Annotated in this window: 22 protein-coding genes; 10 read left to right on the forward strand and 12 right to left on the reverse strand. The window is 71.0% G+C overall.

The genetic code is table 11. The annotated features are described in order from the left end of the window. Nucleotides 1-193: 193 nt before the first annotated feature. Nucleotides 194-1,432: a methyltransferase domain-containing protein gene (locus ACIQZO_RS07670; protein ID WP_403622119.1), complete on the reverse strand. Its 1,239-nt coding sequence runs from the start codon at nt 1,430-1,432 to the stop codon at nt 194-196. A gap of 111 nt (nt 1,433-1,543) precedes the next feature. Here ACIQZO_RS07670 and ACIQZO_RS07675 point away from each other — a divergent pair, with 111 nt between their 5' ends. Both ACIQZO_RS07675 and ACIQZO_RS07680 read left to right on the forward strand, forming a co-directional pair. Further along, nucleotides 1,544-2,491 (forward strand): polysaccharide deacetylase family protein, encoded by a 948-nt coding sequence (locus ACIQZO_RS07675; protein ID WP_403621584.1) that lies wholly within the window; start codon nt 1,544-1,546, stop codon nt 2,489-2,491. Then, on the forward strand, nt 2,488-3,375 hold the full coding sequence (locus ACIQZO_RS07680; protein ID WP_403621588.1) for a polysaccharide deacetylase family protein: 888 nt from the start codon (nt 2,488-2,490) through the stop codon (nt 3,373-3,375). The genes ACIQZO_RS07675 and ACIQZO_RS07680 overlap by 4 nt, the downstream gene beginning before the upstream one ends. Nucleotides 3,376-3,719: 344 nt before the next feature. Here the strand turns inward: ACIQZO_RS07680 and ACIQZO_RS07685 are convergent, their stop codons facing one another. The 5 genes from ACIQZO_RS07685 to ACIQZO_RS07705 all read right to left on the reverse strand — a co-directional run bounded on the left by ACIQZO_RS07685 (nt 3,720) and on the right by ACIQZO_RS07705 (nt 8,397). Beyond that, entirely contained in the window at nt 3,720-5,135 is a 1,416-nt protein-coding gene (locus tag ACIQZO_RS07685; protein ID WP_403621591.1) for an FtsW/RodA/SpoVE family cell cycle protein, read from the reverse strand. Further along, the gene (locus ACIQZO_RS07690; protein ID WP_403621594.1) at nt 5,123-6,319 is read right to left on the reverse strand and encodes an LCP family protein; all 1,197 of its coding nucleotides are present in this window, start codon (nt 6,317-6,319) and stop codon (nt 5,123-5,125) included. The genes ACIQZO_RS07685 and ACIQZO_RS07690 overlap by 13 nt, the downstream gene beginning before the upstream one ends. A 115-nt stretch (nt 6,320-6,434) precedes the next feature. Further along, the gene (locus tag ACIQZO_RS07695; RefSeq protein WP_403621596.1) at nt 6,435-7,478 is read right to left on the reverse strand and encodes a sensor histidine kinase; all 1,044 of its coding nucleotides are present in this window, start codon (nt 7,476-7,478) and stop codon (nt 6,435-6,437) included. Further along, nucleotides 7,471-8,157 carry a response regulator transcription factor gene (locus ACIQZO_RS07700; protein WP_403621599.1) on the reverse strand — a complete coding sequence of 229 codons (687 nt, stop codon included), beginning with the start codon at nt 8,155-8,157 and terminating at the stop codon, nt 7,471-7,473. The genes ACIQZO_RS07695 and ACIQZO_RS07700 overlap by 8 nt, the downstream gene beginning before the upstream one ends. Nucleotides 8,158-8,232: 75 nt before the next feature. Further along, complete coding sequence (locus tag ACIQZO_RS07705) at nt 8,233-8,397, reverse strand: hypothetical protein (RefSeq protein ID WP_403621602.1); 165 nt, start codon at nt 8,395-8,397, stop codon at nt 8,233-8,235. Between the two features lie 258 nt (nt 8,398-8,655). On the opposite strand from ACIQZO_RS07705, the gene groES reads away from it, so the two are divergent. Both groES and groL read left to right on the forward strand, forming a co-directional pair. Then, nucleotides 8,656-8,964, forward strand: a complete 309-nt coding sequence (groES, locus tag ACIQZO_RS07710) for a co-chaperone GroES (protein WP_053682586.1) — start codon at nt 8,656-8,658, stop codon at nt 8,962-8,964. Between the two features lie 112 nt (nt 8,965-9,076). Further along, nucleotides 9,077-10,699, forward strand: a complete 1,623-nt coding sequence (groL, locus tag ACIQZO_RS07715; RefSeq protein WP_403621605.1) for a chaperonin GroEL — start codon at nt 9,077-9,079, stop codon at nt 10,697-10,699. A 77-nt stretch (nt 10,700-10,776) separates the two neighbouring features. On the opposite strand, the gene ACIQZO_RS07720 is transcribed toward groL, so the two are convergent. The 3 genes from ACIQZO_RS07720 to ACIQZO_RS07730 form a co-directional block, all read right to left on the reverse strand. Next, the gene (locus ACIQZO_RS07720; RefSeq protein WP_403621608.1) at nt 10,777-11,487 is read right to left on the reverse strand and encodes an ester cyclase; all 711 of its coding nucleotides are present in this window, start codon (nt 11,485-11,487) and stop codon (nt 10,777-10,779) included. Between the two features lie 96 nt (nt 11,488-11,583). Further along, nucleotides 11,584-12,357, reverse strand: a complete 774-nt coding sequence (locus ACIQZO_RS07725; RefSeq protein WP_403621611.1) for an SDR family NAD(P)-dependent oxidoreductase — start codon at nt 12,355-12,357, stop codon at nt 11,584-11,586. A gap of 31 nt (nt 12,358-12,388) precedes the next feature. After that, nucleotides 12,389-13,075 carry an MOSC domain-containing protein gene (locus ACIQZO_RS07730; RefSeq protein ID WP_403622122.1) on the reverse strand — a complete coding sequence of 229 codons (687 nt, stop codon included), beginning with the start codon at nt 13,073-13,075 and terminating at the stop codon, nt 12,389-12,391. A gap of 88 nt (nt 13,076-13,163) precedes the next feature. Between ACIQZO_RS07730 and ACIQZO_RS07735 the strand changes: the two genes are divergently transcribed. Continuing rightward, entirely contained in the window at nt 13,164-14,063 is a 900-nt protein-coding gene (locus tag ACIQZO_RS07735) for a LysR family transcriptional regulator (protein WP_403621614.1), read from the forward strand. Between the two features lie 165 nt (nt 14,064-14,228). Here the strand turns inward: ACIQZO_RS07735 and ACIQZO_RS07740 are convergent, their stop codons facing one another. Beyond that, nucleotides 14,229-14,555 carry a WhiB family transcriptional regulator gene (locus ACIQZO_RS07740; RefSeq protein WP_030011164.1) on the reverse strand — a complete coding sequence of 109 codons (327 nt, stop codon included), beginning with the start codon at nt 14,553-14,555 and terminating at the stop codon, nt 14,229-14,231. A gap of 380 nt (nt 14,556-14,935) precedes the next feature. Between ACIQZO_RS07740 and ACIQZO_RS07745 the strand changes: the two genes are divergently transcribed. The 4 genes from ACIQZO_RS07745 (at nt 14,936) to ACIQZO_RS07760 (ending at nt 19,583) form a co-directional block, all read left to right on the forward strand. Beyond that, the gene (locus ACIQZO_RS07745) at nt 14,936-15,547 is read left to right on the forward strand and encodes a response regulator transcription factor (RefSeq protein ID WP_003948568.1); all 612 of its coding nucleotides are present in this window, start codon (nt 14,936-14,938) and stop codon (nt 15,545-15,547) included. A gap of 358 nt (nt 15,548-15,905) precedes the next feature. Beyond that, the gene (locus ACIQZO_RS07750; protein WP_403621617.1) at nt 15,906-16,535 is read left to right on the forward strand and encodes a sigma-70 family RNA polymerase sigma factor; all 630 of its coding nucleotides are present in this window, start codon (nt 15,906-15,908) and stop codon (nt 16,533-16,535) included. 213 nt (nt 16,536-16,748) lie between these two features. Beyond that, nucleotides 16,749-18,257 (forward strand): IMP dehydrogenase, encoded by a 1,509-nt coding sequence (gene guaB / locus ACIQZO_RS07755; RefSeq protein ID WP_403621620.1) that lies wholly within the window; start codon nt 16,749-16,751, stop codon nt 18,255-18,257. A gap of 201 nt (nt 18,258-18,458) precedes the next feature. After that, nucleotides 18,459-19,583, forward strand: a complete 1,125-nt coding sequence (locus ACIQZO_RS07760; RefSeq protein ID WP_327264027.1) for a GuaB3 family IMP dehydrogenase-related protein — start codon at nt 18,459-18,461, stop codon at nt 19,581-19,583. 79 nt (nt 19,584-19,662) lie between these two features. Here ACIQZO_RS07760 and ACIQZO_RS07765 read toward each other — a convergent pair whose 3' ends face one another. Both ACIQZO_RS07765 and ACIQZO_RS07770 read right to left on the reverse strand, forming a co-directional pair. Beyond that, nucleotides 19,663-20,136, reverse strand: a complete 474-nt coding sequence (locus ACIQZO_RS07765) for a hypothetical protein (RefSeq protein ID WP_403621623.1) — start codon at nt 20,134-20,136, stop codon at nt 19,663-19,665. A gap of 118 nt (nt 20,137-20,254) precedes the next feature. Then, the gene (locus ACIQZO_RS07770) at nt 20,255-21,484 is read right to left on the reverse strand and encodes a nucleotide sugar dehydrogenase (protein WP_403621626.1); all 1,230 of its coding nucleotides are present in this window, start codon (nt 21,482-21,484) and stop codon (nt 20,255-20,257) included. Between the two features lie 252 nt (nt 21,485-21,736). On the opposite strand from ACIQZO_RS07770, the gene ACIQZO_RS07775 reads away from it, so the two are divergent. Beyond that, nucleotides 21,737-23,455, forward strand: a complete 1,719-nt coding sequence (locus ACIQZO_RS07775) for a glycerol-3-phosphate dehydrogenase/oxidase (protein WP_403621629.1) — start codon at nt 21,737-21,739, stop codon at nt 23,453-23,455. Nucleotides 23,456-23,470 lie beyond the last annotated feature (15 nt).

The raw sequence follows: 23,470 nt of genomic DNA on the forward strand, positions 1-23,470 counted from the left end.
CGACGCCGGCGCCCTCGCGGGAGCCGCACCACGGGCCCGGTGCGGCACCGACCGCGGCCCGCACCGCACCGACCGCGGCCCGCACCGTGCCGCCACGGCCCGACTGGTCACGGCCCTGCCCGTACTGGCCGGGTCGCTGCCCGCACCGCGCCGCCGCCCGGCACGTCAGTGGCCGGGTGGCGGGGTGCGGGCCTCATCGGTCGGGCGTCGCCGCAGGCGGTACGGCGGGGGAGCCGATCAGCATCGACGGGGCGCCCGCCACGCGGGTCAGGAAGACGGTCGCGGAGTTCGGTCCCTGCGGCTTGACCTTCTTGCGCAGCTCCTCCGGCTCGATCGCCGAGCCGCGCTTCTTCACGGTCAGGATCCCGACCCCGCGCTCGCGCAGCAGCGCCTTCAGCTTCTTCAGGCCGAAGGGCAGCACGTCGGTGATCTCGTACGCCGTCGCGTACGGCGTCGCGCGCAGCTCGTCGGCGGTGATGTAGGCGATGGTCGGGTCGATCAGCCGGCCGTCCAGCTGTTCGGCGACCTCGGCGACCAGATGGGCGCGGATGACGGCCCCGTCGGGCTCGTAGAGCCAGCGGCCGACCGGCCCGGCCTCCGGATCCGGCAGCGGATCGGTGGTGCGCAGCTCGCGCGGCCCCGGGAGCAGGGTGGCGCGCACGGTCCCCGGCGCGGTCCCGAACCAGAGCACGGCCTCCTTGACGTCGCCCTGGTCGGAGATCCACTCGGCCTCGGCCTCCGCGGGCACGGCCTCGTGGGGGATCCCGGGAGCGATCTTGATGGCGGCGTACTTCGCCGCACGGGCCGTCTCCACCGCCCACGAGAGCGGCGGTGAGTACGACTCGGGGTCGAAGATCCGGCCGCGCCCCCCGCGCCGGGCCGGGTCGATGAAGACGGCGTCGTAGCCGGAGGTGTCCACCTCCGTCACGTCCGCCTCCCGGACCTCGATCAGGTCCGCCAGCCCCAGCGCCTCGGCATTGGCCCGCGCGACGGCGACGGTGAGCGGGTCGTGGTCCACCGCGAGCACCCGGATGCCGAGCCGGGCCAGCGCGAGGGCGTCCCCGCCGATGCCGCAGCACAGGTCCGCGAGGCTGCGTACACCGAGGGCCGCGAGCCGCTCGGCCCGGTACGAGGCCACGGACGCCCGGGTGGCCATCTCGCCGCCGCCGGGCGTGTAGTACATCCGGAAGGCGTCCTCCGCACCGAACTTGGCCACCGCGCGCTGCCGCAGCCGGGCCTGCCCGAGCGCGGCGGAGACCAGCCCGGCGGGGTGCTCGCGGCGCAGCCGGGTGGCGACGGCCAGCTCCTGGGCGGGGTCGTAGTCGCGGAGCGAGTCGAGGAGGGCGCGGCCCTCGGGGGCGAGGAGGGCGGCGAAGTCTTCGGGGGTCACGGGTCCATTGTCGGCGACGGGCGGGACCTGGGCGGGCGGGATCCGGGCGGGCGGGATCCGGGCCGGGCGGTGTGGGCCAGTCGAAGGAAGGTGGGACCGCCTTCGCGGGTGTCTTCCGGAGAGTCCGTGTGTCGGGTGTCAGGATGCGCTGCTATGCAGCTAGTACGACAAAAGGGAAATAAGTCGCAACAAGGTCACCGGTACGCGGCGGGTCCGCGCGGCCGGTTCGGGGCGGCCGTGGCGGTCCTGCTCGTCGCCGCCCTCGGGACGGCGTGCGGCTCCGGGGACTCCGGGCCGGACAAGGCCGCGAAGGAGAAGGCCGCCAAGGCGGCGGAGGCGGGCGCCGCCGGTGCGCTCAGCGCCGCCGAGAAGGCCAAGGCGGCCCAGCAGGCGCGCGTCGTCGCGGCGAAGAAGTGGGGTCTGCGCAAGACCCCGCTCGCCGCCCCGCCGGCGCCGAAGGGGAAGCCCGAGATCCACACGCGCGACGGCTTCGAGGTGGAGGACCAGGAGGAGTACCCCAACGTCTTCACCACCGTCCCCACCGAGGACAAGGTCGTCTTCCTGACCATCGACGACGGCTCGGAGAAGGACCCCGAGTTCCTGAAGATGATGCAGGAGCTCAAGATCCCGTACACGGCCTTCCTCAGCGACTACGTCGTACGGGACAACTACCCGTACTTCAAGCAGATGCAGGCCGCCGGCGTCACTCTGAACAACCACACGCTCAACCACCGCTACATGCCCGGTCTGTCCTACGAGCAGCAGCGCGAGGAGATCTGCGGCCAGCAGGACACCATCCAGAAGCAGTTCGGCAAGCGGCCGACGCTCTTCCGGCCGCCGTACGGCAACTACAACCAGGACACGCTGCGCGCGGCGAAGTCCTGCGGCATCAAGGCGGTCCCGCTGTGGAACGCGGAGGCGTTCACCAACCGGATGGACTACCGGGAGTGGGACCGCGATCTGCACCCCGGTGACATCATCCTCACGCACTTCCGGGGTAAGGAGGACTGGAAGGGAACGATGCCTGACATGATCCGTCATGTCATGAAGACCGTCACGGACAAGGGGTATGCCGTGGCTCGCCTGGAGGACTATCTGTGAAGCACGCGCGCCGGTTGGTAGCCGGAACGCTGGCGGCCGGCGCGCTCGCGCTGTCCCTGACGGGGTGCGGGGACAACGTCCACCCGACCGAACGGCTGGGCCGCAAGACGGCGGAGGCGACACCGGACGCCGGTGGCGCCACGCCGTCGCCGGCCGGGTCCTCCGCCTCGCCGGCGCCGGGGGGCGCATCCGACGAGGCGTACAGGAAGTGGGGCCTGACGGCCCCCCTCCAGTACGCGCCCAAGCCGGACCGCAAACCGCAGATCCCGAAGCCGGGCCCGGGCAAGGCCGCGGTGATAGACCGAATACCCGTCCCGGCGGACGACAAGGTCGTCTTCCTGACCTTCGACGACGGTGCGGAGAAGGATCCCGAGTTCCTGAAGATGGCGGCCGATCTCAAGCTGCCGATCAGCATGTTCCTCACGGACAGCGTGGCCTCGTCGGACTACGGGCACTTCGAGAAGCTCCGCGACAACGGCTCGGCGAGCACGATAAACAACCACACGCTGACCCACCCGAACCTGCGGACCCTGTCCTTCGAAGGGCAGAAGAAGGAGATATGCGGCCAGCAGGAACGCCTGGAGAAGCGCTTCGGCCAGCGCCCGCCGCTGTTCCGCCCGCCCTTCGGCAACTACAACGACGACACCCTCCGGGCGGCCTCGGAGTGCGGAGTCTCGTCCCTGCTGCTGTGGCGGGTCTCGATGCAGATCAACAACTTCCAGTACGCCGAGGGCGCCGCCCTCAAACCGGGCGACATCGTCCTCGCCCACTTCCGCGGCCCGGGTGAGCTCAAGGGCACGACGGAAACCCAGATGACGACGCGCATGCTCCAGCGGATCCAGGAACAGGGCTACCGGATCGGGCGGCTGGAGGACTACTTGTAGGGGTGGGGGCTTCGGTGGGGGCGGGATCCACGGGGCCGGTAGTCAGGGATGCGTATGGGGTTTCCCGTCAGCCTCATCGTCTCTCCGTGTCGTGCCGGTCCCTCAAGGGCGCTCCCTTCGGTCGCGTCGCTGCGCGATGTCGCTGCGCTCCACCCTTGACCGACCGACCCGCCCCGGAAATCCGAAGACTGCCGGGAAACCCCCAAAAGAACGGGCCGGGACCAGGCTTTGAGGGGCGGGGCGGCCGGAGGCGGGGTTGGGCATGTCCGGGAGGCGGGGCCACCCGGGGGGCCGCTCCAGGTGGCCCCGCCCCCCGTCACCCGCCCCCCGTCACCCGCCCCCCGTCACCCGCCGCCCGGTCCCACCGCCGCCGCCACCACCGGCGTGATCGTCGTTTCCGCCGGGCCGTGGGTTTCCGCCTCGCGTTGGCGTTCCGTGCTGTCGCTGATGCGGAGGAGGAGGGCGATCATGATCCAGTTGGCCAGGAGGGAGGAGCCTCCCTTGGCCAGGAAGGGCAGGGCCTTGCCCGTCAGGGGGATGAGGCCCGTCACGCCGCCCGCGACCACGAAGACCTGCAGGGCCAGCGCCGCCGCCAGGCCCACCGCGAGCAGCTTCCCGAAGGGGTCGCGCGCGCCGAGTGCCATGCGCAGCCCCCGCTGTACGAGGAGTGCGTAGAGGATCAGCACGGCCATGACCCCGGCCAGGCCCAGCTCCTCGCCCACCGTCGTCAGGATGAAGTCGCTGCGCCCGGCGAATGCGATCAGCTCGGGGTTGCCCATGCCGAGGCCGGTGCCGGAGATACCGCCCGTGCCGAAGCTGAACAGGGCCTGCGCCGACTGGTCCGAGGTGACTCCCGCCGGCCGGTTCTCCCAGTAGTACGACAGCGGGTTGAGCCACGCGGCCACGCGCGCCTTGACGTGCGGCTCCGTCGAGCCGACCACGAAGGCGCCCATGGAGGCCATGAGCAGACCGCAGACGATCCAGCTGGTGCGTTCCGTGGCGACGTACAGCATCACCACGAACACCCCGAAGAAGATCAGCGAGGTGCCGAGGTCGCGCTCGAAGACCAGGACCAGCATCGAGACGATCCACACCGTGACGATCGGACCGAGCTGGCGCATCGGGGGCAGTCGCATCCCCAGGAACCTGCGGCCCGTCAGGGCCAGCGAGTCCCGGTGGATGACCAGGTACCCGGCGAAGAAGATCGCGATCATGATCTTCACGAATTCGCCGGGCTGCAGTGAGAAGCCGAAGAGTTTGATCCAGCGCTTCGCGCCGTAGGTGTCCGCGCCGAAGAACGCGGGCGCGATCAGCAGCACCAGCGCGACGGCCATCGTGATGTAGATGAAGCGTTGCAGCAGCCGGTGGTCGCGCAACAGCGCCAGCACCAGCAGGCAGGCGGCGACCCCGACCACCGTCCACATCAGCTGGCCGGGGGCGTTCGCGTCCGAGTTGTAGCGCTCGATGTAGCCCTGGTCGAGGCGGTGCAGCAGGACCAGGCCGAGACCGGTGAGCAGCATGGCGAGCGGGAGGATCAGTGGGTCCGCGTAGGCCGCGAACCGGCGCACGCCCAGGTGTCCCACCAGCGACAGCAGGGTCATGCTCAGGGTGAAGCCGGCGAGGTTGGGCGGCAGCTCGTCGTTCATCGCCAGGCTCGCGGCGGTGTGGCCGAAGACGGCGATGGCGATGACGAAGACCAGGAGAAGCGCCTCGGTGCGGCGGCGGGAGACCGCCGTCGTCAGCGGTTTCAGTCCACGCACGGGATACCGCCGCCGCCCTTGGAGGGGGACGGGGAGGGCGGTGAGGACGGCGGGGGTGCCGCTTCCGGCGAGTACGGGGGTGAGGACGGGGCGCCGGGGCCGGCGGAAGTGTTGGGTCCGATCTGCTCGGCAATGAGGCGCTTTATCTTCATATCATCTACGACGTTGATGTCCTCCCCATGGTTCCTGCCGAAGCCTTCGATGGGAAGTGTTGTGAATTGCACCTTCCCGCCGGACAGGTTCTTCGCCTGCTTCACGAACGCCAGCAGATCCCAGCCCTCGTCCGTCACCACGTCCTGCTTCGCGGCGTCGATCAGCTTGATCAGCTTCGCCGGATCGGTGAAGGTCCCGGCCGAGCCCAGCTTCTTCGTCGCGCCCGCGAGGAAGGCCTGCTGCCGCTTCGTCCGGTCCAGGTCACCCGCGTCCAGGCCGTGCCGCTGCCGCACGAAGGCGAGCGACTGACGGCCGTCGAGCGTCTGCGGCCCCGCGGGGAAGTCGGCGCCCGAGTACCTGTCCTTCACCGCCTTGTTCAGGCACACCGGTACGCCGCCCAGCGCGTCCGCGAGGTGGTAGAAACCGGCCAGATTCAGCTCGGCGAAGTGATCGACCGGGACCCCCAGAAAGTTCCGCACGGTCTCGATCTGCGCCGCGCGCCCCGCCTCCCGGCCGTCCCGCTCCAGCTGCCGGGCGTCCTTGACCCCCTGTGCCGCGAGCTGTTCCTGCCGCTTCTCCTTCGCCAGCCCGTAAGCCTTCTTGATCTTGTCCTTGCCGTGCCCGGGTATGTCGACGAAGTCGTCGCGCGGGACCGAGAAGGCCTTCGCCCGGCTCCCGTCCCCGGGCACGTGCAGCAGGATCAGGGTGTTCGCGTTGTAGCCGCCGATGTCCGAGCTGCCGGCGTGCAGCTTGTCGAGGACCTCCTCCGGCAGCTTCTCGCCGTTCTGGTCCCGGCGGCTGTCCAGGCCCATGAGCAGGATGTTGCTGTCGCCGTACTTCGACTTCTCCGCCCCCTCGAGGGCCTTGGAGCTGCCGATGCCGGCGGCGAGGTCGCGATACAGGTACCAGGCGCCGCCCCCCGTCAGGGCCACCAGCACGCACCCGGTGACCAGCAGCGTGCGGCCCAGCCGTCGCCCGCGGGACGGGCGGCGGCGGGATCGGTTCGTCGGCTTCCTCCGGTGCGCGCTCATGCCTGTCGATGCTGACGGAGGTCCGCTGAAGGAATCCTGAGGGGCGTCGGCGGAGCGCACGGGAGCGCGGCACGCCGGGGGAGCGTCATGGGATGCGCAGCACGCCGACGGAGCGCTACGGGATGCGCAGCACCAGCCGCGCGCCCCCGCCGGGCGCCGGCAGCGCGCGTACATCTCCGCCGTGCGCCCGCGCGATCTCCCGGACGATGGCCAGACCGAGCCCGGTGCCGCCGCTCGCCCGGCCGCGGTCCGCGTCCGGCCCCGGGGGCCCCTCCCAGCGGCAGCTGGGGGAGAAGCGCTCGAACACCCGGTCCCGGTCCGCCTCCGGGATGCCCGGTCCGTCGTCCGTGACCTCCAGTACCGCCCAGCCCTCGTGCGCGGAGGCCCGTACGACCACCTCCGTGCGGGCCTGGCGCAGCGGGTTGCGCAGCTCGTGGGAGGCGTCCGCGGTGAACTGCCGCTGTCGGGCGTCGGAGCGCTCCAGCCGGTCGAGGGTGTCGTTGACGGTCCGCGCCAACCGTGCGATCTCGTCCGCCCCGCCCGGGTCCGGAACCCGCCGGTCCAGCTCGCTCGCGGTGACCGCGGCCAGTTCGGAGCGGATCGCGCTCACCGGGCGCAGTGCGCGGCCGGTCACCCACCAGGCCAGGGCCGCGGCGAAGCCGGTCAGCGGGGGAGCGCCCGCCAGCAGCCCGATCGCGACGGCCCGGGTCGCGTCGTCGACATCGCCGAGCACGGTCATCACGTACACCGTGTGCGCCCCCGGCGCCCCGACGACGACCACCGCGCGCCGCTCCCCGCCGGGGCGCGCGGGCGGGAGTACGGCCGACCGGGAGTCCGCCCCGGGGCCGGGCAGCGGGGCGCCGTCGAGGTCGGGGGTGTGCGTCGGGTCGCCGGTGCTCGCGACCGTCCGGCCGGCCGCGTCCCGTACGAGGACCAGGTCCACCCCGCTCTCGGGCGCGGGCAGCCGTCCGCCGGGCGGCAGGGTCCGGCTGTCGAGCTGGGCGGCGACCTTGCGCGCGGCGAGTTCGGCGCGGCCGGTGGTGTTGTCGAGGAGGTTGGCCCGCAGCAGGGCGTGCAGCCACAGCCCGCCTCCGGCGAGGACGGCGGCCATCGCGAGGGCGGCGGCCGCGGCGGTGCGCGCCCGGATCCCGCTAACCACCGTCGGGGGCCATCCGGTAGCCGGTCCCGCGGACGGTGCGGATCGAGCGGCGGCCGAAGGGGGCGTCGATCTTCTTGCGCAGCGAGGAGACGTACACCTCGACGATGTTCGGGTCGATGTCGTGCGGGGTGTCCCAGACCTCGTCCAGGATGTCCTGCTTGGCGACGGCCCGGCCGGGCTGCTCCATCAGGCAGGCGAGCACGCCCAGTTCGCGGGCGGTGAGTTCGATGTCCCGCTCGCCGCGGCGGCAGCGGCGGCCCTGCGGGTCCAGCACGAGGTCGCCCACCTGGAGGGTGCCGCGCTCGGGGGCGCCGGCGCGGCGGGCCAGGGCCCTGATCCGGGCGGCCAGGACCACGAAGGAGAACGGTTTGGTGAGGTAGTCGTCGGCGCCGGAGTCCAGGCCCTCGGCCTCGTCGTACTCGCCGTCCCGGGCGGTCAGCATCAGGACCGGGGTGGTGTCGCCGTGGGCGCGCATGCGGGTGCATATCTCGTGGCCGCCGGGGCCCGGGAGCATCAGGTCGAGCAGGACGACGTCGTACGGGCCGCCGGCGAGGGCGAGGGCGAGGTCCAGGCCGCGGTGGCCGTCGTGGGCGACCTCGACGTGGTGCCCGTCGGCGGACAGGCCGCGCCGCAGGGACTCGGCGAGGCCTTCTTCGTCTTCGACCACGAGGATGCGCACGGACCAAGCGTCACATATCGCCCTCCTGGGCCCGCCCGCGGGCGGGCCCAGGAGGGCGCTGCCCGGCTCCGTGCCTCAATCGCCGGCGGGGCTCAAAGGGCGGCGTCGGCGGGCGAGGAGGTCGCGGGTGACGGCTGCCAGGGCCCAGAGGGGGAACGCGAAGCCGATCAGGCCGATGGCCTGACCGACGGTGATGGAGATGATGTCGCGCCAGCGCAGCTCTGCGTTTCTCCTGGTCATGTGCTGGAGAGTAGCGATCCGGCGCGTCTGTGAGCTCCGGGTGGCGGGCGTTGCGGTACCGGCCCGCGCAACACTCGGGGGTCGGGAATTGGCACTCCGCTTGACCGAGTGCTAATCGCCGGAATAGTCTCGCACCTGGCACTCGCCCCTGGTGAGTGCCAACGCAGCGACAGGCAGATCCGGCACCCGCGACGACGGATCGACCTGGTCGCCACCTCAGACAGTTGACCCCGGATCTCCGAAGGGGGAGGTCGGATCGTGACGACCACCAGCTCCAAGGTTGCCATCAAGCCGCTTGAGGACCGCATTGTGGTCCAGCCGCTCGACGCCGAGCAGACCACGGCCTCCGGCCTGGTCATCCCGGACACCGCGAAGGAGAAGCCCCAGGAGGGCGTCGTCCTCGCGGTTGGCCCGGGTCGCTTCGAGGACGGCCAGCGTCTCCCGCTGGACGTCTCCGTCGGCGACATCGTGCTCTACAGCAAGTACGGCGGCACCGAAGTGAAGTACAGCGGCGAGGAATACCTCGTCCTCTCGGCTCGCGACGTGCTCGCGATCGTCGAGAAGTAATTCTCTTCTTCAGTACTGCTTTGAGCTGCGCCCCTGGTCACCCCGCTGATTGCCGGGCGGCGAGGGGCGCAGCTCGTTAAACCCGAGTTTTCGAGAGGGCTGAACCGCTCCCATGGCGAAGATCCTGAAGTTCGACGAGGACGCCCGTCGCGCCCTCGAGCGCGGCGTCAACAAGCTTGCCGACACGGTCAAGGTGACGATCGGCCCCAAGGGCCGCAACGTCGTCATCGACAAGAAGTTCGGCGCCCCCACCATCACCAACGACGGTGTCACCATCGCTCGCGAGGTCGAGCTGGACGACCCGTACGAGAACCTGGGCGCGCAGCTCGTGAAGGAGGTGGCGACCAAGACCAACGACATCGCGGGTGACGGCACCACCACCGCCACCGTGCTGGCCCAGGCGCTGGTCCGCGAGGGCCTGCGCAACGTCGCCGCGGGTGCTTCCCCGGCCGCCCTGAAGAAGGGCATCGACGCCGCGGTCAAGGCCGTGTCCGAGGAGCTCCTCGCGACCGCCCGCCCGATCGAGGACAAGTCCGACATCGCCGCCGTGGCCGCGCTCTCCGCGCAGGACCAGCAGGTCGGCGAGCTCATCGCCGAGGCGATGGACAAGGTCGGCAAGGACGGTGTCATCACCGTCGAGGAGTCCAACACCTTCGGCCTGGAGCTGGAGTTCACCGAGGGCATGGCCTTCGACAAGGGCTACCTCTCGCCGTACATGGTCTCCGACCAGGAGCGTATGGAGGCCGTCCTCGACGACCCGTACATCCTGATCAACCAGGGCAAGATCTCCTCGATCCAGGACCTCCTGCCGCTGCTGGAGAAGGTCATCCAGGCCGGCGCCTCCAAGCCGCTGCTGATCATCGCCGAGGACGTCGAGGGCGAGGCGCTCTCCACCCTCGTCGTCAACAAGATCCGCGGCACCTTCAACGCGGTGGCCGTCAAGGCCCCCGGCTTCGGCGACCGCCGCAAGGCGATGCTCCAGGACATGGCCACCCTCACCGGTGCCACCGTCATCGCCGAGGAGGTCGGCCTCAAGCTCGACCAGGCCGGTCTGGACGTACTCGGTTCCGCGCGCCGCGTGACCATCTCCAAGGACGACACCACCATCGTCGACGGTGGCGGCAGCTCCGAAGAGGTCGTCGGCCGCGTCAACCAGATCAAGGCCGAGATCGAGTCGACCGACTCGGACTGGGACCGCGAGAAGCTGCAGGAGCGCCTGGCGAAGCTCGCCGGTGGCGTCTGCGTCATCAAGGTCGGCGCCGCCACCGAGGTGGAGCTCAAGGAGAAGAAGCACCGTCTCGAGGACGCCATCTCGGCGACCCGCGCCGCGGTCGAGGAGGGCATCGTCTCCGGCGGTGGCTCCGCGCTCGTCCACGCCGTGAAGGTCCTCGAGGGCAACCTCGGCCTGTCGGGCGACGAGGCCACCGGTGTCGCGGTCGTGCGCCGCGCCGCCGTCGAGCCGCTGCGCTGGATCGCCGAGAACGCCGGTCTCGAGGGTTACGTCATCACGGCGAAGGTCGCCGAGCTCGACAAGGGCCAGGGCTTCAACGCCGCCACCGGCGAGTACGGCGACCTGGTCAAGGCCGGCGTCATCGACCCGGTGAAGGTCACCCGTTCCGCGCTGGAGAACGCCGCCTCGATCGCCTCCCTGCTGCTCACGACCGAGACCCTGGTCGTCGAGAAGCCGGCGGACGACGAGGGCGACGCCGGTCACGGTCACGGCCACAGCCACTGATCGCACGCACCACGCGCACCACGCCGAGAAGGCCCCGTCCCGCAGTCGCGGGACGGGGCCTTCCCCGTGGTGGGGGCTCAGGTCCCGTAGGGGAGGCCGGATCCGCCCATCTGCTGCTGCAGGGCCGCGGTGTTGTAGTGCCACCAGCCCTCGACGATCTCTCCGTCCAGGCACCGGAAGGTGGTGCTCCCGGACATCTCGTAGGTCTTCCCGGTCGGTGCGACTCCCATGAACGGGCCCTTGTGGGTGCCGCGCCAGCTCCACACCGTGGTGACCATGTCGCCCTCGGCCAGCTGGGCCATCGGCTGGAAGGCCATGTCGAAGGCCGCGCGCCACGTCTCCATGTCCGACCGCATGGCGTCGCGTCCGATGACGGTGGACTCCGCCTTGCTGGAGTCGTGGTCGATGTAGTTCGTGGCGAAGCACTCGTCGAGGACGCTCATGTTCCCGGCCATGGCCGCTTCCGTGAACACCCGGTCGGCGAGCTGCTTGTTGAGGTGCTCGTCGCGGACCACGTCGAGGTTCATGAACTTCGGCATGCCCTCGCAGAGAGCCACCATCTCCTGGAACATCCGGTCCGTCTCGGGGAGCCCGGAGTTCTTCATGGCCTCCTCGTACGAGGCGAACTCCACCATGTCCACGTAGTGGTTCCGGGCTTCGCGGTCCTGGCCGATCATCGTGTGCGTGGCCGTGCGCCTGCCGCTGCTCTGCTCCGCCCATCGGTCGATGAGCGCGTTCATCTCGTCGAACCGCCTGGTCTCATAATCGATCACTTGTACGAATGTCATCGCGTCGCCTCCCGTGCTGGATGGGACAGGTCCAGTTTAGGGAGATTTCGCCCGATCAGCCGCTCGTGGAAGGCGCCACCCGGGTAGCCTCCGCGGTTACTGGGGGCCGTACTTGCGGCCCGTGCGCGAGGACACGCCGCCCAGCAGCCCGCGCGGCGTCAGCTTCACCACGCCCATCAGCGCCTTGTACCGCGGGTCGGGGATCGACACCGTCTTCCCGCGCGCCAGGTCCGCCAGGGCCGAGGCCACCAGCTTGTCGGCGTCCAGCCACATCCAGCCGGGGATGTTGTCCGTACCCATCCCGGCCCGCTCGTGGAACTCCGTCCGTACGAAGCCCGGGCACAGCGCCATCAGCCGCACCCCGGACCCGCCCAGGTCCCGCGCCGCGCCCTGGGTGAACTGCACGACCCAGGCCTTGCTCGCCCCGTACGTACCGCGGGGCAGGAAGGCGGCCACCGAGGCGACGTTGATCACGCCGCCGCGGCCGCGCGAGCGCATCGACGCGGTCGCCGCCGAGGTCAGCCGCAGGACCGCCTCGATGTGCACCTTCAGCATGGTCAGCTCATCGGCCATGGAGACTTCCAGGTACCGGCCCTTGTTGCCGAAGCCCGCGTTGTTGACCAGCAGGTCCACCGGGTGGGTGCGGTCGTCCAGGCGCCGCTCGACCGCCGCGATGCCCTCCTCCGTGGAGAGGTCGGCTGCCAGTACCTCCGCCTCGATGCCGTGCCGGTCGTGCAGTTCGGTGGCCTGTTCGCCGAGCCGCTTGGTGTCCCGTGCCACGAGCACCAGATTGTGCCCCTGGGCGGCCAGCCGCCGGGCGAAAGCGGCGCCGATGCCCGCCGTGGATCCCGTAATCAACGCAGTCGTCATAGGCGCAACCTAGCTTCCCCCGATGACGGCGCTACTTCGCCCCGGCCCCCGCCCCGTACTTCTCCACGTACAGGTGAACCCGCTCGTGGGCCTCCGGCTCCATCGCCGCCCCCGCCGCCAGGGTGAGCGGCAGCAGGGCCCGCTCGGTGGTGAAGGCGCGGAACCAGAGCTGCACCGTCACCTCGTGGTCCGGCCGGTGGATGACCTCGATCGGGTCACCGGGGGAGACCGAACCCTCCTCGATCACCCGGAGGTACGCACCCGGCCGGGCCTCCTGCGTGAACCGCTTGACCCAGCCGGCCTCGCCCAGGGCCCCCTGGAAGGTCCGGCACGGGATACGGGCCGAGGCCACTTCGAGGACGAGGTCCGCGCCGACCCGCCAGCGGTCGCCGAGGCGCGCGGTGTTCAGGTCGATGCCGGAGGTCGTGAAGTTCTCGCCGAAGACCCCGCCGGGCAGCTCGCGGCCCAGCGTGCGCTCCCACAGGTCGAGGTCCTCGCGGGCGTACGCGTAGACGGCCTGGTGGTCGCCCCCGTGGTGGCGCCGGTCGCAGACGGCGTCGCCCGCCAGGCCGCTGCCGAGGCCGGTGGCCTTCGGGCCCGGGGCGACGATGCGGACCGGTCCGGGGACGGGGCGCTTGCCGATGCCCGTCACCCCGCCCTCCGCGTCGGAGTAGTCGACGGCCGTGGCGCGGCCCAGGTTCACGGAGATCAGATGCATGGAGCCCATGGGACCACGTTAATCGGGCCGCCCCAAAGCGTCACCGGGATATTCGCTCATCAGTCAAAGCAGGGCTTATGCTCGAAGGGTGATCGAGGCACGTCATCTCCGGGTTCTGCGCGCTGTCGCCGGGACCGGGTCCTTCTCCGCCGCAGCCCGCGAGCTCGGCTGCACCCAGCCCGCCGTCTCCCAGCAGATGAAGGCGCTGGAGCAGTCGGCCGGCACTCCGCTGCTCATCCGCACCGGCCGCGAGATGCGGCTGACCCAGGCCGGTGAGGCCCTGGTGCGCCATGCCGCGGGAATCCTGGCCGGGCTGACCGCGGCCGAGGAGGAGGTCGCGGCCATCGCGGGGCTGCGCGCGGGCCGGGTCCGGCTCGTGTCCTTCCCCAGCGGCAGCTCCACGCTGGTGCCGACCGCGCTCGCGGCGATGCGCGCCGAGCATCCAGGGACCCGTATCTCGCTGGTCGAGGCCGAACCGCCGCGTTCGGTGGAGATGCTGCGCGAGGGGGACTGCGACCTGGCGCTGGCCTTCCGCTACGGCGGGTCCGCCCATTCCGCGGCGGAGTGGGACGACCTCGTGGTGCGGCCGCTGCTGACGGACCGGCTCGTCGGGCTGGTTCCGCAGGGGCACCGGCTGGCCGGTGCGGAGCGCGTGGACATGGCGGAGCTGGCGGACGAGCCCTGGATCGCGGGCTGTCCGCGCTGCCGCCGCCATCTGGTGGAGGTGTGCGAGGTCGCGGGCTTCACCCCGCGCATCGACTTCGCCACCGACGACTACCCGGCGGTGGTCGGCCTGGTCGGCGCCGGGCTGGGCGTGGCGGTGCTGCCGGAGCTCGCGGTGGAGTCCGTACGGGCCAAGGGTGTGAGCATGGTGGCGGTGGAGCCGGCCGTCGAGCGGGAGGTCGTGGCGCTGACCCTGCCCGACCTGGCCCGGGTGCCGGCCGTGGCCGCGACCCTGGCCGAGCTGGAGCGTGCGGCCGCGCGCTGACCCGCCGCCCCCGGCGGCGGCCGGGGGCGCACGCATCGGACGGCCGCGCGGGCCGAACTCGGACGGCCGGGTACGGCCGAACGCGTGAAACGCGGGCCGGGCGGCGACACGCCCGGTGGTGCCGATGATGCGAGGAAACGTTCCTTCTGACGTTTCGTCGTGCGCTCAGTTCGGAGCGATAGGTCCGATCGCACTCGACGCGGGGATCAGGCGATGCCGGGCGCGGCCCATGAGTTCCTCGCGTTCGTCCTCGGTGAGGCCGCCCCACACCCCGTAGGGCTCTCGGACGGCGAGTGCGTGCGCGGCGCATTCCGAACGCACCGGGCATCTCATGCAGACCTCTTTAGCCGAGGCCTCGCGCGCGCTCCTGGCCGCGCCCCGCTCGCCTTCCGGGTGGAAGAAGAGGGAGCTGTCGACCCCGCGGCAGGCAGCGAGGAGCTGCCAGTCCCAGAGGTCGGCGTTCGGTCCGGGGAGGCGGGAGAAATCTGCCATTGGTAGTCCCTCTTGGTGCCGGTACTGAGGCGGATACGGTCCATGTCTCCACACCTACTGTCGGAGTAGATGTAAATATGACTCATTGGGAATCTAGCCTCAGACACGTGCCAAACGGAAGGAAAGCCGCCAAATAGGTCATAGCTCCAGATGGAGGACAAGCGACTCGCGCCTCCCGGGTCGTGATCGCTTCCTCACGTAGAGTGCTGAAGGTGTCCGTCCGACCCGTAACTCTTTCGAGTGACCATCGTTGAGAGTGCGAAGGCGGTTGAACCAATAAGTTCTCGGACAGGTGTCCGGGAGCATCGACCGCACAGGTGACGATACGTACCAGCCTGGAGGCTCAAGGTGACGCGCATCAGCAGCTGCGGAGGGCGGTCATGACATCCGTCCTCGTCTGCGACGACTCCCCGCTTGCCCGAGAGGCGCTCCGTCGCGCGGTTGCCACCGTGCCCGGCGTCGAGCGTGTGACGACGGCTGCCAACGGCGAGGAAGTCCTCCGCCGCTGGGGCGCCGACCGCTCCGACCTGATTCTGATGGATGTACGGATGCCCGGGCTGGGCGGTGTGGAGACGGTCCGTCGGCTGCTCTCGGCCGACCCCGGCGCCCGCATCATCATGCTGACGGTCGCCGAGGACCTGGACGGCGTGGCCCTCGCGGTCGCCGCCGGCGCCCGTGGGTACCTGCACAAGGACGCCTCGCGCGCCGAACTGCGGGCCACGGTCACCCAGGCCCTCGCCGACCCGACCTGGCGACTGGCCCCGCGCCGGCTCCGCTCGGCCGAGATGGGCGCCGCGCCCACGCTCACCGCGCGCGAGATCCAGGTCCTGGAGGGCATGAGCCACGGCCGGTCCAACGCGGAGATCGGGCGCGAGCTCTTCCTCTCCGAGGACACGGTCAAGACGCACGCCCGCCGGCTGTTCAAGAAGCTCGGTGCCTCGGACCGGGCGCACGCCGTGGCCCTCGGATTCCGCTGGGGTCTGGTCCGCTGACCCCACGGCCCGGGCCGTCCGGGCCGGGCCGCCGCAGGCCGTGGATCCGCGGGAGCGGTCCCGTCCGCCATGCGCGGACGGGGCGCCGCGCCCCCCTCGTGATCTCCTGTTGTCGGGGGCATCCCTGTCCCCGCCGTACCCGGTGCGCACCCGGGGGTTGGCGGGGCACAATCCGGGGGACGTCTCGCTTCGTGCGCGATGCCGCATCCTTGAGGGTGTGGAGTCTCTCGGGGACTATTCGGCCGAGCGGGAGGGGAGGGCGCAGACGATGGGTTCCGGCGCACCTGCTCATAACGCTTCGATGCACAACAAGGGCCACGGTGCCGCGGATGCTTCGGCGCCAAGGCACCATGGATTGATGCGTGACGACGAGGCCCAGGGGTCACCCGCGGCCACAGGCCCGACCGGCGCCGCCAAAGGCGGCAGTTCCGGGGGCGTCAGCGCGCTCGTACGCCGGGCGGTGGAGGGCGACGAGCAGGCCACGCACGACCTGCTCGCCTTCGTGCACCCCCTCGCGATCCGCTACTGCCGTACGCGGCTGTCGCGGTTGCCCGGTGACGCTCGTCACTTCGTGGAGGACCTTGCACAGGAGGTCTGCGTCGCCGTCCTGATGGCGCTGCCGCGCTACCGGGACACCGGAAGGCCTTTCGAGGCCTTCGTCTTCGCGATCGCGGCACACAAGGTGGCCGACCTGCAGCGGGCCGCCATGCGGCATCCGGGCAGCACGGCGGTGCCCTCCGACGAGATGCCGGAGCGGCCCGACGACTCGCTGGGCCCGGAGGAGCGTGCGCTGCTCAGCAGCGACGCGGCCTGGGCCAAGAAGCTGCTGGCCAACCTTCCGGAGAACCAGCGCGAGCTCCTCGTGCTGCGGGTCGCCGTCGGGCTGACCGCGGAGGAGACCGGGCAGATGCTCGGGATGTCCCCCGGGGCGGTGCGCGTGGCCCAGCACCGGGCGCTGAGCCGACTGCGGGCGCTCGCCGAGCAGTAGGGCGGCCGGGCGGACCGCGAGGTCCACGTACGCCCGTGTGCGCCCCTGTGCGGGCATCCCGCGCCGGTCGCGGTCGGTGGATCGCAGCCGCCGCGGGCGCTCGCAGTCGTAGGAAACGACGAAACTTCTGCTTGACCTTGGTCGTGGAATGAGACGCGTCGGGATCCCGTTAGCATGGACATCCGCGCCGAGCAAGACCATTGGGAAGGTGTCATGACCGACAGCGGTTCGACCGGAGTACCCGACAAATTCGCCACGCTCGGACTGACCTACGACGACGTGCTGCTGCTGCCGGGCGCGTCGGACATGTCGCCTGACGCGATCGACACCTCCTCCCTCATCTCGCGGAACGTCCGTGTGAACGTCCCGCTGCTGTCCGCCGCCATGGACAAGGTCACCGAGGCCCGCATGGCCATCGCGATGGCCCGCCAGGGCGGCGTCGGCGTGCTGCACCGCAACCTCTCCATCGCCGACCAGGCCAACCAGGTCGACCTGGTCAAGCGCTCCGAGTCCGGCATGGTCACCGACCCGATCACGGTGCACCCGGACGCGACGCTGCGCGAGGCCGACGAGCTCTGCGCGAAGTTCCGCATCTCCGGCGTCCCGGTCACCGACCCCGCCGGCAAGCTGCTCGGCATCGTCACCAACCGAGACATGGCCTTCGAGTCGGACCGCACCCGCCAGGTGCGCGAGGTCATGACCCCGATGCCGCTGGTCACCGGCAAGGTCGGCATCTCCGGCGTGGACGCCATGGAGCTGCTGCGCCGCCACAAGATCGAGAAGCTTCCGCTGGTCGACGAGGCGGGCATCCTCAAGGGCCTCATCACGGTCAAGGACTTCGTCAAGGCCGAGAAGTACCCGAACGCCGCCAAGGACAAGGGCGGCCGGCTGCTCGTCGGCGCGGCCGTCGGTGTCGCCGGCGACGCGTACGAGCGCGCCCAGGCCCTGATCGAGGCGGGCGCGGACTTCATCGTCGTCGACACCGCCCACGGTCACTCCCGCCTGGTCGGCGACATGGTCGCCAAGATCAAGTCGAACGCCGGCGTCGATGTCATCGGCGGCAACGTCGCCACGCGCGACGGCGCCCAGGCGCTGATCGACGCCGGCTGCGACGGCATCAAGGTCGGCGTCGGCCCCGGCTCCATCTGCACCACCCGCGTCGTCGCCGGCATCGGCGTCCCGCAGGTCACCGCGATCTACGAGGCCTCGCTCGCCGCCAAGGCGGCCGGCGTCCCGGTCATCGGCGACGGCGGCCTCCAGTACTCCGGCGACATCGCGAAGGCCCTGGTCGCGGGCGCCGACACGGTGATGCTCGGCTCGCTGCTCGCGGGCTGCGAGGAGTCCCCGGGCGAGCTGCTCTTCATCAACGGCAAGCAGTTCAAGTCCTACCGGGGCATGGGCTCGCTCGGCGCGATGCAGTCCCGCGGCGACCAGCGCTCCTTCTCCAAGGACCGCTACTTCCAGGAGGGCGTGGGCGGCGACGACAAGCTCATCCCCGAGGGCATCGAGGGCCAGGTCCCCTACCGCGGTCCGCTTTCCGCGGTCGTGCACCAGCTCGTCGGCGGCCTGCGTCAGTCGATGTTCTACGTCGGCGGACGCACGGTTCCCGAGCTGCAGGACCGCGGCCGGTTCGTCCGGATCACCTCGGCGGGCCTCAAGGAGAGCCACCCGCACGACATCCAGATGACCGTCGAAGCGCCGAACTACTCCCGCAAGGGGTAGCGGCCGGAGTCAGAGCCGGCGCACGGGGCGGGTCCGGAGCAACCGGGCCCGCTCCTCGCCGTTGCGGGGGCCGCGCCCCCGAGGCTGCGCGCCTCGAACGCCGGCGGGGCCGCGACGGTGTCCGTACGGCGGTCACCGGAACGCATGCCCCCGGCGTTCGGGGATACTGGACGGGCAGACCCAGAGGAAAGGCCACCACACGTGACTGAGATCGAGATCGGGCGCGGCAAGCGCGGCCGCAGGGCGTACGCGTTCGACGACATCGCCATCGTCCCGAGCCGGCGTACCCGGGACCCGAAGGAGGTCTCGATCGCCTGGCAGATCGACGCGTACCGCTTCGAGCTCCCCTTCCTGGCCGCCCCCATGGACTCGGTCGTCTCCCCGCAGACCGCGATCCGCATCGGCGAGCTCGGCGGCCTCGGCGTGCTGAACCTCGAAGGCCTGTGGACCCGGTACGAGGACCCGCAGCCGCTGCTCGACGAGATCACGGAGCTGGACGAGGAGTCCGCGACCCGTCGTCTCCAGGAGATCTACTCCGCGCCGATCCAGGCGGACCTGATCCGTCAGCGCATCAAGGAGGTGCGCGACTCCGGCGTCGTCACCGCCGCGGCGCTCTCCCCGCAGCGCACGGCCGAGTTCTCCAAGGCCGTCGTCGACGCGGGCGTGGACATCTTCGTGATCCGCGGCACCACCGTGTCGGCCGAGCACGTGTCGGGCGCCGCCGAACCGCTGAACCTCAAGCAGTTCATCTACGAGCTCGACGTTCCGGTCATCGTCGGCGGCTGCGCCACCTACACGGCGGCCCTGCACCTGATGCGCACCGGCGCGGCCGGCGTCCTCGTCGGCTTCGGCGGCGGCGCCGCGCACACCACGCGCAACGTGCTGGGCATCCAGGTCCCGATGGCCACCGCCGTCGCGGACGTGGCCGCTGCCCGCCGCGACTACATGGACGAGTCCGGCGGCCGCTACGTGCACGTCATCGCCGACGGCGGCGTGGGCTGGTCGGGCGACATCCCCAAGGCCGTCGCCTGCGGCGCGGACGCCGTGATGATGGGCTCCCCGCTGGCCCGTGCCACCGACGCGCCCGGCAAGGGCAACCACTGGGGCATGGAGGCCGTCCACGAGGACGTGCCGCGCGGCAAGAAGGTCGACCTCGGCACCGTGGGCACCACCGAGGAGATCCTCACCGGTCCCTCGCACACCCCGGACGGCTCGATGAACATCTTCGGCGCCCTGCGCCGCTCGATGGCCACCACCGGCTACAGCGAGCTCAAGGAGTTCCAGCGGGTCGAGGTCACGATCGCGGACTCGCAGCACAGCCGCTGACCGATCAGCCAGTACGCCGGAGGGCCGGCACCCCGAGTGGGGTGCCGGCCCTCCGGCGTGTGCGAACCGCGATGGGACGTCAGTCGCCCATCTTCTTGGCCGCGCTGAAGGCAGCGGCGCCACCGATGGCGAGGAAGACGTAGGACATGAAGTCCATGCCCTCCTTCCAGAGGTCGGCCAGGCCGCCGAAGCCGACCTCGCTGAAGACCTCGCCCACGCCGACCTTGCCGTAGTCCGCCAGGACGAGCGCGATGAAGAAGAGCTGGCCGAGGTAGACGGCGCCGAGCGAGAGCAGGGCGGCGACGGCGGGGAGGATCGGGTTACGGCCGCCGATCTTGCCCGCGGCGAGGCCGACGAGGAGGCCGACACCGATCGCGGCGTAGCCGATCTCGCGGTCGATGGCGTTCATGATCCCGCCGTACGCACCCGCCGCGACCAGGGCCGCGACGACGGCGGCGACGACACCTAGGCCGAGGTTGCCGGTGCGGGCCGGGGCCGGGGCGGGAGCCGCGGTGAAGGAATCGGGCGCGGGCGGCGTGACGTTCTGGCTCATTCGGGAAATCCCCCCAGGGATGCGCACGCACAACTGTCCAGGGGGACGTATGTGCGAGATAAGTGACGCCGCAGGCTAGCAGCAGCGTCGGACATCCGTGGGTGGGTTTTCCCCGGGGTCAGAGCCGGTGGGCCGCGCCCACCGGGCTGGCGCCGCGGGTATCCAGCAGCAACTGGGCCTTCACGGCGAGTCCTTGCAGGTCATAGGTGCGGTGGTGCTGGAGCAGGATGGTCAGGTCCGCGTTCGCGGCGGCCTCGTACAACGATTCGGCACGGGGGACCGGCCGGTCCCTGACCCGCCACCCCGTGATGTACGGGTCGTGGTAGCTGATCAGCGCCCCGAGGTCGATGAGGCGGCTGGCGATCTCGCGGGCCGGGGAACCCTCCTGATCGGCCAGGTCGGGCTTGTACGTGACGCCGAGGAGCAGGACGCGGGCCCCGCGGGCGGATTTGCCGTGCTCGTTCAGCAGGGTGGCCGAGCGCTGGATGACGTACTGCGGCATCCGGTTGTTGATCTCCTGCGCCAGACCGATCATGCGCAGGGGGTGGCCCGGGGTGCGGGTGGTGTGGGGGAGGTAGTTGGGGTCGAGGGGGACGCCGTGGCCGCCGACCCCGGGACCGGGGCGGAAGGCCTGGAATCCGTACGGCTTGGTCTCGGCGCAGCGGATGACGTCCCACAGGTCGACGCCGAGGTCGTGGCAGAGCACCGCCATCTCGTTCATGAGGGCGATGTTGACGTGGCGGTAGTTCGTCTCGAGGAGCTGCACGGTCTCGGCCTCGCGCAGGCCGCGGGCGCGGACCACCTTCTCGGTGAGGCGGGCGTAGAAGGCGTGCGCGGACTCCGTGCAGGCGGGGGTCAGGCCGCCGATCACCTTGGGGGTGTTGGAGATGCCGTGGGTGCGGTTGCCCGGGTCGAGGCGGCTGGGGGAGTAGGCCAGATGGAAGTCCCGGCCGGCCCGCAGTCCGGACCCGGCCTCGAGGATCGGGCGGAGGTAGTCCTCGGTGACGCCCGGGTGGGCGGCGGATTCGAGGATCACGGTGGTGTGGGGGCGCAGCCGGGCGGCGAGCGCGCGGCCGGCCTCGCCGACGGCGGAGAGGTCCAGCGCGCGGTCGGCGCCGAGCTGGGTGGGGGCGCAGATGACGGCCGTGCGGACCCGGCCGAGCTCGGCCGGGTTGGTGGTGACCCGGAAGCCGGCCGCCGACATGCGGCGGATCTCGGCGGCGGTGAGGGTGGAGTCCGTGATCGGACCGCTGTCGTAGCCGACCGTCTCGATTCCGGCGGCGACGGCCGCCTGGGCGAGTGGGAGGCCGAGATGGCCGAGTCCGATGACGGCGAGATCTGCGGGCATGGGGGTGCCGTCCCTTCCCTGACATGAGGGGGCTGCGGCGCAAGTCCTCCGGGGGCACAGGGGAAGCTGGCGCAATGTCAGACTAGGCGTATATATGAAAGATATGTCGCATTCTGAGGTGGACGCCGCCGTTGTGTTGTCCACAGGCGGTGGCTGATGTGGGTGCGGGCGGTCAGAATCATGGAACGGGGGCATGTGAGCGGGATCTCATGAGCACCAGTGGGATCTCATCCGCACCAACGGGAGGCAGCCGTGAGGACAGCGACACTGGGGCCGACGCAGCGGGCCGAGGCTCTCGGCGGCATGGCCGAGCGGGAACTGGACGTGCTGGTCGTGGGCGCGGGCGTGGTGGGCGCCGGCACCGCGCTCGACGCCGTGACGCGCGGCCTGTCGACCGGCCTGGTGGAGGCCCGGGACTGGGCCTCGGGTACCTCCAGCCGCTCCAGCAAGCTGATCCACGGCGGCCTGCGGTACCTGGAAATGCTCGACTTCGCCCTCGTGCGCGAGGCCCTGAAGGAGCGCGGCCTGCTGCTGGAGCGTCTCGCCCCGCACCTGGTGAAGCCCGTGCCCTTCCTCTACCCGCTGCAGCACAAGGGCTGGGAGCGGCTGTACGCGGGCTCGGGCGTCGCGCTGTACGACGCGATGTCGGTCTCCAGCGGGCACGGGCGCGGCCTGCCCGTGCACCGGCACCTGTCGCGCAAGCGCGCGCTGCGGGTGGCGCCGGCGCTGCGCAAGGACGCGCTGGTGGGTGCCCTGCAGTACTACGACGCCCAGATGGACGACGCCCGGTACGTCACCACGCTGGTGCGGACGGCCGCGGCGTACGGGGCGCACTGCGCCAATCGGGCGAGGGTCGTCGGCTTCCTGCGTGAGGGCGAACGGGTGGTCGGCGCGCGGGTGCGTGATGTGGAAGGGGGGCGGGGGGCGACCGGGGAATACGAGATCCGCGCCAAGCAGGTGGTGAATGCGACGGGGGTGTGGACGGACGACACCCAGGCGCTGATCGGCGAGCGCGGCCAGTTCCACGTACGGGCCTCGAAGGGCATCCATCTGGTCGTACCGAAGGACCGGATCCATTCGAGCACCGGGCTGATCCTGCGGACCGAGAAGTCGGTGCTGTTCGTCATTCCGTGGGGCCGGCACTGGATCGTGGGGACCACGGACACCGACTGGGACCTGGACAAGGCGCACCCGGCGGCGTCGAGCGCGGACATCGACTACCTGCTGGAGCACGTGAACTCGGTGCTGGCGGTGCCGCTCACCCGGGACGACGTCCAAGGTGTGTACGCGGGCCTGCGGCCCCTGCTGGCCGGGGAGTCCGACGCGACGAGCAAGCTGTCCCGCGAGCACACGGTGGCGCACCCGGTGCCGGGGCTGGTGGTGGTTGCCGGGGGCAAGTACACGACGTACCGGGTCATGGCGAAGGACGCGGTCGACGAGGCCGTGCACGGGCTGGACCAGCGGGTGGCGGAATGCGTGACGGAGGACGTGCCGCTGGTGGGGGCGGAGGGGTACCGGGCGCTGTGGAACGGACGGGCCAGGATCGCGGCCCGGACGGGTCTTCATGTGGTGCGGGTGGAGCACCTGTTGAACCGCTTCGGCTCGCTGACGGAGGAACTGCTGGACCTGATGGCCGCCGACCCGGGGCTGCGGGAGCCGCTGTCCGGGGCGGACGACTACCTGCGGGCGGAGATCGTGTACGCGGCCTCGCACGAGGGGGCGCGGCACCTGGACGACGTGCTGACGCGGCGGACGCGGATCTCGATCGAGACCTTCGACCGGGGGACGCGGTCGGCGCGGGAATGCGCGGAGTTGATGGCGCCGGTGCTGGGGTGGGACAAGCAGCAGATCGAGAAGGAAGTGGAGCACTACGAGAAGCGGGTCCAGGCGGAACGGGAGTCGCAGCGCCAGCCCGATGACCAGACGGCGGACGCGGCGCGGCTGGGGGCGCCCGACATCGTTCCGTTGTAACTCCGGGATGCGGAG

This window comes from Streptomyces sp. NPDC097617 (assembly GCF_044761485.1).
Lineage (GTDB): Bacteria > Actinomycetota > Actinomycetes > Streptomycetales > Streptomycetaceae > Streptomyces.

Coding starts and splice junctions, on each gene's coding strand:
- ACIQZO_RS07770 (WP_403621626.1), bottom strand. CDS start 21,484: ATGCCCGCAGATCTCGCCGTCATCGGACTCGGCCATCTCGGCCTCCCA.
- guaB (WP_403621620.1), top strand. CDS start 16,749: ATGACCGACAGCGGTTCGACCGGAGTACCCGACAAATTCGCCACGCTC.
- ACIQZO_RS07675 (WP_403621584.1), top strand. CDS start 1,544: ATGCAGCTAGTACGACAAAAGGGAAATAAGTCGCAACAAGGTCACCGG.
- groL (WP_403621605.1), top strand. CDS start 9,077: ATGGCGAAGATCCTGAAGTTCGACGAGGACGCCCGTCGCGCCCTCGAG.
- ACIQZO_RS07690 (WP_403621594.1), bottom strand. CDS start 6,319: ATGAGCGCGCACCGGAGGAAGCCGACGAACCGATCCCGCCGCCGCCCG.
- ACIQZO_RS07725 (WP_403621611.1), bottom strand. CDS start 12,357: ATGACGACTGCGTTGATTACGGGATCCACGGCGGGCATCGGCGCCGCT.
- ACIQZO_RS07730 (WP_403622122.1), bottom strand. CDS start 13,075: ATGCATCTGATCTCCGTGAACCTGGGCCGCGCCACGGCCGTCGACTAC.
- ACIQZO_RS07745 (WP_003948568.1), top strand. CDS start 14,936: ATGACATCCGTCCTCGTCTGCGACGACTCCCCGCTTGCCCGAGAGGCG.
- ACIQZO_RS07750 (WP_403621617.1), top strand. CDS start 15,906: ATGCGTGACGACGAGGCCCAGGGGTCACCCGCGGCCACAGGCCCGACC.
- ACIQZO_RS07740 (WP_030011164.1), bottom strand. CDS start 14,555: ATGGCAGATTTCTCCCGCCTCCCCGGACCGAACGCCGACCTCTGGGAC.
- ACIQZO_RS07705 (WP_403621602.1), bottom strand. CDS start 8,397: ATGACCAGGAGAAACGCAGAGCTGCGCTGGCGCGACATCATCTCCATC.
- ACIQZO_RS07720 (WP_403621608.1), bottom strand. CDS start 11,487: ATGACATTCGTACAAGTGATCGATTATGAGACCAGGCGGTTCGACGAG.
- ACIQZO_RS07765 (WP_403621623.1), bottom strand. CDS start 20,136: ATGAGCCAGAACGTCACGCCGCCCGCGCCCGATTCCTTCACCGCGGCT.